At 37.3% G+C, this 11,478-nt stretch carries 9 protein-coding genes and 1 pseudogene; 1 reads left to right on the top strand and 9 read right to left on the bottom strand.

Annotated features, from left to right (window positions below):
* Positions 1-187 (top strand): hypothetical protein (locus CD152_RS12085; RefSeq protein WP_205757048.1); only part of this gene is annotated, 187 nt, incomplete at its 5' end.
* On the opposite strand, the gene CD152_RS10580 is transcribed toward CD152_RS12085, so the two are convergent.
* The 9 genes and pseudogenes from CD152_RS10580 to CD152_RS10540 form a co-directional block, all read right to left on the bottom strand.
* Complete coding sequence (locus CD152_RS10580; protein WP_101140218.1) at positions 130-1,140, bottom strand: glyceraldehyde-3-phosphate dehydrogenase; 1,011 nt, start codon at positions 1,138-1,140, stop codon at positions 130-132. The genes CD152_RS12085 and CD152_RS10580 overlap by 58 nt on opposite strands.
* A gap of 119 nt (positions 1,141-1,259) precedes the next feature.
* Positions 1,260-1,844 (bottom strand): dephospho-CoA kinase, encoded by a 585-nt coding sequence (gene coaE / locus CD152_RS10575; RefSeq protein WP_041636068.1) that lies wholly within the window; start codon positions 1,842-1,844, stop codon positions 1,260-1,262.
* Between the two features lie 8 nt (positions 1,845-1,852).
* Positions 1,853-2,725 carry a bifunctional DNA-formamidopyrimidine glycosylase/DNA-(apurinic or apyrimidinic site) lyase gene (mutM, locus tag CD152_RS10570; RefSeq protein WP_012657261.1) on the bottom strand — a complete coding sequence of 291 codons (873 nt, stop codon included), beginning with the start codon at positions 2,723-2,725 and terminating at the stop codon, positions 1,853-1,855.
* An 8-nt stretch (positions 2,726-2,733) separates the two neighbouring features.
* Positions 2,734-5,361 carry a DNA polymerase I gene (gene polA / locus CD152_RS10565; protein ID WP_103214769.1) on the bottom strand — a complete coding sequence of 876 codons (2,628 nt, stop codon included), beginning with the start codon at positions 5,359-5,361 and terminating at the stop codon, positions 2,734-2,736.
* A 158-nt stretch (positions 5,362-5,519) separates the two neighbouring features.
* Positions 5,520-7,232, bottom strand: coding sequence for a two-component system histidine kinase PnpS (gene pnpS, locus CD152_RS10560; RefSeq protein WP_101140214.1), 1,713 nt, complete (start codon positions 7,230-7,232; stop codon positions 5,520-5,522).
* Positions 7,225-7,938 (bottom strand): response regulator transcription factor, encoded by a 714-nt coding sequence (locus CD152_RS10555; protein WP_012657264.1) that lies wholly within the window; start codon positions 7,936-7,938, stop codon positions 7,225-7,227. The genes pnpS and CD152_RS10555 overlap by 8 nt, the downstream gene beginning before the upstream one ends.
* Positions 7,939-8,054: 116 nt before the next feature.
* Positions 8,055-8,984, bottom strand: a complete 930-nt coding sequence (gene mdh / locus CD152_RS10550) for a malate dehydrogenase (RefSeq protein WP_103214768.1) — start codon at positions 8,982-8,984, stop codon at positions 8,055-8,057.
* Positions 8,985-9,043: 59 nt separating this feature from the next.
* Positions 9,044-10,306, bottom strand: a complete 1,263-nt coding sequence (icd, locus tag CD152_RS10545; RefSeq protein ID WP_103214767.1) for an NADP-dependent isocitrate dehydrogenase — start codon at positions 10,304-10,306, stop codon at positions 9,044-9,046.
* Between the two features lie 24 nt (positions 10,307-10,330).
* Positions 10,331-11,448 (bottom strand): annotated as a pseudogene (locus tag CD152_RS10540) (citrate synthase).
* Positions 11,449-11,478 lie beyond the last annotated feature (30 nt).

Genomic DNA, 11,478 nt, shown 5'->3' with positions numbered 1-11,478 from the left:
TAAAACACCACCGTTCAATGATATACCTATATTTTATCAAAAAAAGACTGTAAACTTCATCTCCGAAGGAGACTTTGTCTACAGTCTGAAACGCCGTCCATTTAAATTGGACGGCGTTATTCAAGGAAACTATTTATTTAACTGTTCACCCATTAATCCTGCAAGTTCTACAACGCGCGTTGAATAACCCCATTCATTGTCATACCAAGATAATACTTTAACCTTTGAACCTTCCATAACGATCGTCGACAGTCCATCTACGATAGAACTATGTGGATTCGTATTGAAATCTACTGATACTAACGGCTCATATGTTACATCTAAGATGTCTTTAAGTTCATTATCAGCCGCATCTTTAAATGCTTGATTTACTTCTTCGACTGTGACTTCTTTTTCTAAATCTACAACTAAGTCGACTAATGAAACATTCGTTGTCGGTACACGTAACGCCATTCCATGAAGCTTACCTTGTAATTCCGGTAATACTAGAGATAATGCTTTTGCAGCACCTGTAGAAGTCGGAATAATACTTTGTGCACATGCACGGGCACGACGTAAATCTTTATGTGGGTTATCTAAATTCTTCTGGTCATTTGTATAAGCATGAACTGTAGTCATCAAACCATTTTTAATACCAAACTTATCATTCAGCACTTTCGCAACTGGTGCCAGACAGTTTGTTGTACATGATGCATTTGAAATCACATCATATTTCTCAACATCTAACTGTGCACAGTTCACTCCACGTACGATGGTCTGAACATTACCTTTACCTGGAGCAGTAAGCAGCACTTTCTTAGCGCCAGCTTTAATATGTGCAGCTGCTTTCTCAGCATCGTTAAACTTACCAGTCGCTTCAATCACAATATCAATATTCATATCTTTCCACGGTAATAATTCAGGATTACGTTCAGATACGAGTTCAATCTTCTTGCCATCTACAAGTAAACCATTCTCAGTTGGTTCAATATCAAGTTCAAACTTACCATGAGTAGTATCATATTTCGTTAAATGAGCTAATGTTTCAGGTGGGTAGCTCGCATTGATTGCTACAACCTCTAAATTATCATCTAATAATGCTGCACGAAATACCATTCTGCCAATTCTTCCCAGCCCATTAATCGCTACTCTTGTCTTCATTAAATAATCTCCCCTTCAAAGTGTTATACTAATACTTAGCAATAGTATAACACAATGAAAGCGCTTGTGTAGTGTATTTTCTGCGAAATAAAAAATTTAAATTTTTCGAAAATTTGAATCTACTTATAGTCTTTGATCAAAGCTTCTAAATGTTTATAAAGACTGTCTAAGTCATGACAATTATCAATGACGATATCGGCTTTATCTCGCTTTTCATCCATCGACATCTGACTATTGATACGCGCATCTGCTTCTGACTCTGAAAGTTCATTTCGTTTCATCAGGCGCATTTTTTGTATATCGTATGACACATATACGACCCACACTTCATCAACAGTATGTTCGAGCTCATTTTCATATAACAGTGGTATATCCATAACTACCACCTTACCTTCAGAAAGTGCAGCAGCTTTTTCTTCATCCATCAGACGTCGCACAATCGGGTGAACAATTTCATTTAAACTATCACGCTGCGCTTTATCATTAAAGATAATCGTACCTAGTGCTTTACGATTTAATGTCCCATCTTCATTCAGCACACCTGGAAATGTTTCAGCAACTTTTCTTAATCCTTCTGTTCCTTTTTCTACAGCCTGTCTTGCCGCAATATCTGCATCAATGACAGCAAATCCATTCTCCTTCAGATAATTTGCTACTGTTGACTTACCACTGGCAATACCACCTGTTAAACCTATAACTGTCATAGTTCCTCCTATTTCTGACAATGTGTACAATAATGTGTATTACGTGTAGCTATCACTTTCGTCTTAATTTCATTACCGCATGTTCCACAAATTTTTTTACCATAAACTTTAAACCTATTTTGCATCGTTCCACTTTCACCTTGTGCGTTTCGGTAATCTGATATGGTCGAGCCCCCATATAAAATGCCTTCATTCAGCACATCGACAATATGTTCATAAAGTAATGTACGTCTTTTTTCGCTTAATTTTTTGACTGTTATATTCGGGTTAATTCCTGCATTATGCAGCGCTTCACATGCATAGATATTTCCACATCCACTGACAACCGAATGCAGCATGATAACTTGCTTAATCGGTTTATCCTGATATTTCGGCAAGTGCAGTGCACTGATATAATGAGCTCGGCCTTCTTCACTAAATGGTTCTGGTGCAATGGTTGCATCGAAGTGTGCAAACTGTGATTCATCTAACATTCTCAGTTCACCAAACCTTCTAATATCTGAATATACCAGCTTCATCGAACTGCTCAATGTAAAAGTGACATGCCAATGTTTTTTGTAGTTAGGTACTGTAATGTCATCGATAGACGGTACCACAAAGTATGCGCCGGTCATTCCAAGATGACCGACCATATAACGGTTCCCATCCTTTCCTTTTAACTTGAAGATAATATATTTGCTGCGACGCATCACACTTTCGATATGAGTGTCAATACATCGTTCCTTAAATGCATCTAGGGAAAGCCCTTTAACAATGGTCTCTTTGCCTTGTGTCTTTCCATTTGATACAGCATCTGAAAAGTGGATATCAATAATTCGTTCTCCTGTAATCTGTGGTTCAATACCACGCTTTACATGTTCAACTTCTGGTAATTCCGGCATAATTCCTCCTACTTTGCTTCGTACCAGCTTTCACCTGAATCATATTCAACTTCAAGCGGTACTTTTAATTCCAATGCATTTTCCATTACATGTTTTACAAATAAGCTGAAAGCCTCAAGCTCATCTTTTGGCACTTCAAAAATAAGCTCATCATGCACTTGTAGTAACAATTTAGCTTTAAAGTCAGTTTCTTTCACTTGTTCGTTATAATGTACCATTGCGAGCTTAATGATATCTGCTGCACTTCCTTGAATCGGTGTATTCATCGCAGTACGTTCAGCAAATCCTCTTAAATTAAAGTTTCTGCTCGTAATATCCGGGATATAGCGACGTCGATTCAGCAATGTCGTAACGTAACCCTGCTGCTTAGCTTCCTGAATAATATCATGCATATACGCTTTTACATCCGGGAAACTTTCAAGGTAGTTATCAATGAAAGCTTGCGCATCTTTTCGAGTAATACCTAAACTTTGACTCAAGCCATAGTCACTGATCCCATAAACAATCCCGAAGTTCACTGCTTTCGCCTGACGCCTCATATCGCTTGTTACTTCTTCTCTTTCAACATTAAAGACTTTCATCGCAGTCTTCGTATGAATATCAATGCCTTGATTGAAAGCTTCAAGCATACCTTTATCCCCAGTAATATGTGCGAGTACTCGAAGTTCAATCTGAGAATAGTCTGCAGCAAATATTACAGAGTTCGGTTCACTCGGTACGAATGCTTTTCTTATTTTTCTACCTTCATCTAGTCTTACAGGAATATTCTGCAAGTTAGGGTCAATAGATGACAGACGTCCGGTTTGGGCAATAACCTGGTTGAAACGTGTGTGGATCTTATCATCTTCTCCAATCAATTTCTGCAATCCTTCTACATAAGTTGACTGCAGTTTAGACAGCGTTCTATAGAGTAATATATCTTCAATGATCGGATGTTTTCCTGTTAATGACTCAAGAACATCAACCGCTGTAGAATATCCTGTCTTCGTCTTTTTCTTCTTCGGTGAATCTAGCTTTAAATCTTCAAATAATACGACACCAAGCTGCTTCGGAGAATTGATATTAAATGTGCTGCCAGCATGTTCATGAATACGTGTGATCAATGCATCTAAGCGACTTTGAATTTCCTGCTGCATCTCCTGAAGCGTCTGCTTATTTACTTTAATCCCCTGCATCTCCATATCTGCGAGAACAAGTGCGAGTGGTAGTTCGAGCGCTGTTAACAGTTCAAGCTGCTTAAGTTCATTTAATTTTCTAATCTGAAGCGCCGACACCTCATGGATTGCATTTACTTCAGACGCAATATGTTTAAATAAATCTGTACGTTCAGGTATGTGCATCTTAGCACCTTTTCCGAAGATCATTTCATCTGATTCCACGTAATTAATACCTTGCATTTGCGCACTTTGAGCAACATCTATTATTTTCAAAGCCGGATCGAGTAAATAAGATGCGAGCATCACACAGTGCTCAATCCCTTTTATCTCTATGTCCAGTCTACTGAATAAAACTTTTGTCTCCTTTGCATCATAGACATATTTTTTCGTATCTTCATTTTTAAGTGCATTGATGAATGATTCATTTTGAGTGATTTCATCAGGAGGGATAACAAATGTATGTGCTCCTACCAATATCCCTACCCCGATAATTTCATTCTTCAAATAATTATCTTGAAAACATCGAATACGAATAGCCATTGATTCAATAGTCGAGAAATCAAACGTATGAAACTGATTGCTTATTTCAATTGTTTTCTTTTCAGTAACTTGAGTTTCAGCATCAATATTATCTAACTTTTGCTTAAAGTCTAGCTCTTGAAATAGTGCAATCTTCTTACTTTCATCTTTTTCAGGGAGCAATGTATCATTTAAATTTACTGCAATCGGTGCATCAGTATTAATCTTTGCCAGCTGCTTACTCATTAATGCGTCATCTTTATGATTTGTTAAGTTCTCATTTAATTTCTTACCTTTAATATGTTCCAGATTATCTAGCACCGCTTCAACCGTACCATATTCATGTAGTAATTTAAGCGCAGTCTTTTCTCCTACACCAGGAACACCGGGAATATTATCCGATTTATCTCCCATCAATCCTTTTAAATCGATTATTTTCTCTGGTTCAAATCCATATTGCTCCTGAATAAACTGAGGTGTATATTTATCAATATCTGTAACCCCTTTTTTTGTATAATAAATAGTCACATAATCACTTGCAAGTTGTGTCAGATCTCGGTCCCCAGTAACGATGATTGTCTCTAGCTTATTTTCTGTTGCTTGTTTTGCAAGCGTTCCGATAATATCGTCTGCTTCATACATATCCTGCTCATAATGCTTGATTTGATAAGCCTCTGCGAGTTTACGAATATAAGGAAACTGTTCGCTTAGTTCTGAAGGCGTCTTTTGACGTCCTCCTTTATAATCTTTGTACATCTCATGGCGAAACGTTGTCTTACCTGCATCAAATGCAATTAAAAAATGTGTAGGTTGTTCTTCCTTAATCAACTTATCTAAAATAAGCGTGAAACCATATATCGCATTCGTATGTAAATTGGATTGATTCTTTAATAGGGGTAAGGCATAGAATGCACGAAAAGCAATACTATTACCATCAATTAATATTAGTTTATCAGCCATAATATCCTCCTGAACTGTAGTAATCATAGTTTAACATAAATCACGCACAAAAACGCCCGACACATATGTATCAGGCGTTCAAGCTTCAAAATGAAAGATTCTTTCTCTATTATATGTGATAATAGTTAAATTAAAGTAAACTAAAAATAAATCTTATGTTAATAAAGAAACTGCTTTAATTTTATTCTGAAAGTTGAACCTTTTCCAAGTTCGCTTTCAACATCGATTTCACCATTAAACACTTCAATAATATGTTTAACAATTGCAAGACCTAGTCCTGTTCCACCAGAGTCTCTGCTTCTTGCTTTATCTACGCGGTAGAATCTCTCAAATATTCTTGTTGTTTCCTCAGGTGCGATACCAATCCCCTGATCAATAATTTCAACGATACATTCATCCGCCTTTAGATATGCCTTTACCGTAACCTCTGCATCCTCTGGTGAATAATTGATTGCATTTGAAAGTAGATTGATCATAACCTGCTTAAGCTTGCTTGGTTCTGCCAAGACAAAAAGATTTTTTTCAAGCTCGAGATTAAATTTAATATTCTTCTTCTCAGCAAGCGGATATACAACTTCAACACTATTAAATACTTTCTGAGGCAAATTTACTTTCACCATATTAAAGTGATCTGCCTGCTCAATTTTAGATAGTTCTAGCAGCTCGCTTACAAGAACCTGGATTCGATTAGATTCTTTCAGGATAATATCTAAAAACATCTCCAGCGTATCCTTATCTTCTTTTGCACCGTCCAGTAATGTTTCTGTAAATCCTTTTATACTAGTAATCGGTGTTTTTAGTTCGTGCGAAACATTTGCAACGAAATCCTTCCTCATCTGTTCCAGTGTCTTTAACTGTGTAATATCGTGCAGCACTATGACAATCCCTTCAATCCTTTTACGTTTCTTGGATAATACAGGCACCACTGCCACATCAAAATATTTTTTATGGACGTTAACATTATGTTCAATTGTTTCATTGATGGGTTTCTCAGTTGCAATCGCTTCTTTAATCATACGTTTTAAGTCTTTATGCGCTATTACGGTGTCGTAATGAGCTTTCTTAATTTTATTACCACGATTAAAGAAATTTAGAAATGTTTCATTTGCTATAACAACTTCACCATAATTATTGACAAGTAAAGTAGCGGAAGGAATATTCTGTAATGTCGTCTCAAGACGATTACGCTGAAGCTTCTGTTCATTCATAAAGTCTTGCAATGTTCGTGCTAATATATTCATACTGATAAATAAATCCTTAGTCTCAGTGACATTACTTTCTGGAACACGTACTTTATAGTTTCCGTTTGCTAGTAATTTAGAAGCGTAAGTGACTTCTTTTATTGGTTGAATATAGCTTTTATTGATGTACCTCACGATAAAATAGAGAATAGGAAGCATTATTAATAACATTAATCCAATATATTTCCATATGCTTCTACTTAAAATAGTCAAAATTCGATTTTCCTGTATTAAATAGATGACAGTGTCTTTTTTTGTCATTTTAAGGATGCTCTGTTTGTCTTCAGAATCGTATCGAAATTCATTCGCTTCACTTTCACCTGCTGTATATCTCGATAGCGCAGTTTCAAAGTATTCGGGAGAGAAACCTTGTGTAACATACAGCGGTTTATTACCTTCCATGACTAATATTTGATAACTTCTCTGGTCATCAAAAGTGGCTGCGATCATGTTGAAATCTTGATGTTCAGCCAAAGACTGTATTATTTTTGCATCTTGTGCCATCGTACGTTTCATCGATACTTTCATATCATTTGAGATAGAGGTCGTAATAAACATGCCGACTAAAAGAAAGCTTACAACAATCATTGTTGTAAGCATGATGAGTAACTTTCTTTGAAAACTAATCATTTCGTTTCGGGTAATCCAGCTTATAACCTAGACCACGTACAGTTTTAATGTATTGTGGCTGCTTTGGATTTTCTTCTATTTTCTCTCTCAAATGACTGATGTGAACATCAACGATACGTGAATCACCAGCAAATTCATAGTTCCACACTGAATTCAGCATATGTTCACGTGTAATCACACGTCCTTGTCGTTCTATCAAATAGATTAATAATTCGAATTCCTTTGGCGTCAGATCAATCAGCTCGCCATTACGATACGCTTCAAAATGTTCTGGCAATATTTTAAGTTTGCCGATGATTATTTCTTTATTTTCTTTTTCAGACTCGTGCTGTCTTAATGCCTGAGATCGTCTCAAAATTGCCTTTAACCTTGCGGTAACTTCCCTAGGTGAAAATGGTTTCGTCATATAATCATCCGCTCCAAGCTCCAAGCCAAGTACCTTATCAAACTCATCATCCTTTGCTGTAAGCATCAGAATAGGCACTTGATTCTTTTCACTACGGACTGCTTTACAGACTTCTACACCATCCATCTTAGGTAACATAAGATCAAGAACAACAATATCCGGATCTTCAGAAAATATTTTACTTAAACCTTCTTCCCCATCGAAAGCGGTTATCACTTCAAAGCCTGATTGTTCAAGATTATATTGTAATAACGTCACAATCGACTGTTCATCATCTACTACTAATACCTTCTGACTCATCCTATCCCTCCAAGACCATATATACAATTTTATTATATATTACAGTAAATATATATGGCTACATCTAATCAACAAACTTCATGAACTCGTATAAAAGTTTACAATAAATTAATAAATCACTTCAAGAGACGCATGACGTCTCTGACTACCTCAGCAGATTGATGAAATGCAGACTGTTCTTCAGCAGTTAATTCAAACGTTATGATGCGTTCAACACCATTCTCCCCAATCAATACAGGCACTCCGATATATACATCACTTTCATTGTACTCACCGTTTAAATATGCAATTGCAGGCAGAATACGTTTCTTGTTAAGAATTATTGCCTCAGCCATCTCAACCATAGCAGCTGCAGGAGCATAATATGCTGATCCATCACCAAGAAGCTGGACAATTTCAGCTCCTCCTTTGCGTGTTCTATCGACGATAGAATTAATTGTATATCTATCCATAATCTCAGTAAGCGGAATTCCACCTGCATTGGCATGCTGTATTAGAGGAACCATCGTATCTCCGTGGCCTCCGAGTACGACACCATGCACGTCTTCTACTGAAATGTTAAGTTCTGAAGCAACAAATGTTCTGAATCTTGCAGTATCAAGGACACCAGACTGACCTATGACACGTTCATGCGGAAAGCCAGTCACTTGTTGTACTGTATAGGTCATTGCATCTACTGGATTTGTGAGCACGATAACAATTGCATTAGGGGCATATACCTTTATCTGTTCTCCAACCTCTGTCATCACCTGCTGATTAGTCTGTACAAGGTCCTCACGTGTCATACCCGGCTTACGTGCAATCCCTGCAGTAATCATAATGATATCCGAGTCTTTAATATCTTCATATTGACTTGTTGCAGAGATTGAAACACTGCTGTTAAAAATGGCAGCTGACTGAAGCATATCCAGCGCCTTCCCTTTTCCTTTATCCAGATTACGTGCAAGATCAACGAGCATAACATCTGCAAGTCCTTTTTGTGCTACGATGAATGCTGCTGTAGCGCCCGTAAATCCACTTCCAATTATGCTGATTTTCTTCCTCATATGATTTCCTCCTAAAAAAAGCAGTTAAATGAATAAATTCAAATAACTGCTTCTGTTTATTACATATTTTTAATAAGTTCATCTGCAAAGGCACTACATTTAACTTCTGTTGCACCTTCCATTAATCGCGTAAAGTCATAAGTAACGACTTTAGAAGCAATCGTTTTCTCCATAGATTTCGTAATGAGTTCTCCTGCTTCTTTCCACCCTAAATGCTCAAGCATCAATACTCCGCTTAAAATCACAGAAGATGGATTAACTTTATCTAATCCAGCGTACTTAGGTGCTGTTCCGTGCGTTGCTTCAAATATTGCATGCCCTGATTCATAGTTAATATTCGCACCAGGTGCAATGCCAATACCACCTACTTGAGCAGCAAGCGCATCAGAAATATAATCACCGTTTAAGTTCATCGTTGCGACAACATCAAATTCCGCTGGACGCGTTAAGATTTGTTGTAAGAAGATATCAGCAATAGAATCTTTAATTAAGATCTTTCCTGCATCTAAAGCAACTTCCTGTGCTTTATCAGCCGCTTCTGTACCGTCTGTTTCTTTAATCTTGTCATATTCAGCCCAAGTGAATACTTTATCTCCGAATTCACGTTCTGCTAAATCATAACCCCACTGTTTAAACGCACCTTCAGTAAATTTCATGATATTCCCTTTATGAACTAATGTCACAGACTTACGTCCTTCTGTAATTGCATAATTGATTGCAGCACGTACTAAACGTTCTGTACCTTCTTTAGAAACTGGTTTAATACCAATACCTGATGTTTCTGGGAAACGGATATTTTTCGCACCCATTTCATTTTGTAAGAAATCAATGACTTTCTTAACTTCTTCAGAACCTTCTTTGAACTCAATACCTGCATAGATATCTTCAGTGTTTTCACGGAAGATAACCATATCTGTATCTTCAGGACGCTTAACTGGTGAAGGCACACCTTCAAAGTAACGTACCGGACGTAGACAAGTGAAAAGATCAAGCTCTTGACGTAAAGCAACATTTAAAGAACGAATACCTCCACCGATTGGTGTTGTTAAAGGCCCTTTAATTGCAATTAGGTACTCGTCAATCACATCTAACGTTTCTTGCGGTAACCATTCACCTGTCTCATCGAATGCTTTTTGACCAGCAAGTACTTCTTTCCATTCAATCTTCTTTTCTCCGTTGTATGCTTTATCAACTGCTGCATCTAACACGCGGCTGGCTGCATTCCATATATCTGGACCTGTTCCATCCCCAATAATAAATGGAACTACAGGATGATTTGGTACGTTTAATACTCCGTTAGAATTTGTAATTTTATCTGCCATTATTTATTCCTCCATATTTGTATTTTATCGTTCTTCTACAGGCACATATTTACGGCCGACTTCACCGATATAGTTTGCACGCGGACGAATGATGCGGTTATCTTTATATTGCTCAAGAATATGAGCAATCCAGCCCGATGTACGACTTACCGCAAAGATCGGTGTAAACAGATCATGCTCGATTCCCATCGAGTGATAAACTGTCGCAGAATAGAAATCGACGTTTGGTAATAGGCCTTTTTTCTCCTTTAACAAATCAGCGATTTTAACTGATATTTCAAAAAGTTCCTTCTGTCCAGTTTCATCTGTAATCTTACGAGACATCTCTTTTAAATATTTAGCACGTGGATCTCCGTTCTTATACACACGGTGGCCAAAGCCCATAATCTTTTCCTTATTTTCAATTTTTTTGTTGATATAGTCTTCAACATTATCAATTGAACCGATTTCACTTAACATTTTCATAACTTGTTCATTTGCACCACCGTGAAGTGGCCCCTTTAGTGCACCAGCTGCAGCAACGACACCTGAATACATATCAGATAAAGTAGAGACAGCGACACGCGCCGTAAACGTAGAGGCGTTCAGTTCGTGATCGGCATGAAGAATCAGAGCTTTGTTGAAGCCCTCCTCCTGAACTTCCGTCGGTTCCTCACCAAATAACATATAAGGAAGTTCGCTGCATAGCTTAGCTCTTTCTTCGGTTTAACCACTTCTTTACCTTGGCGAACTCGTGCAAATGCTGCAACAAGTGATGCAACTTTCGCCTGAATACGAATTGCTTTATTCATATGTGCATCTTCATTAAACTCATCCGCACGTGGATCAAAATGAGCAAGGTATGACAATGAAGTACGAAGCCCTGTCATTGGATGCACCTCGTCCGCAGTATAATCTTCGAAATGACTATACATTCTAGGATGTAGATTCATATATTCAATAAGCTGAGACTTTAAATTCTCTAGTTCTTCTTTATTAGGTAATCTGAAGTTCCAAAGTAAGAAAATCACTTCTTCAAATGATGCATTTTCAGTCAAGTCATCAATTTCATAACCTGCATATGTCAGTTGATCCCCAACAATCGAACTCACTTTTGTGTTCGAAGCTACGATACCTTCAAGCCCTTTAACTAATTCTGCCATTTCTATTTCCCCTTTACAACAAAATTTTGC

This window comes from Macrococcoides caseolyticum (assembly GCF_002902665.1).
In the GTDB taxonomy this organism is placed as follows: domain Bacteria; phylum Bacillota; class Bacilli; order Staphylococcales; family Staphylococcaceae; genus Macrococcoides; species Macrococcoides caseolyticum.
The sequence above is the reverse complement of the archived record's forward strand: the minus strand, read 5'-3'. Positions and strand labels throughout refer to the sequence as shown.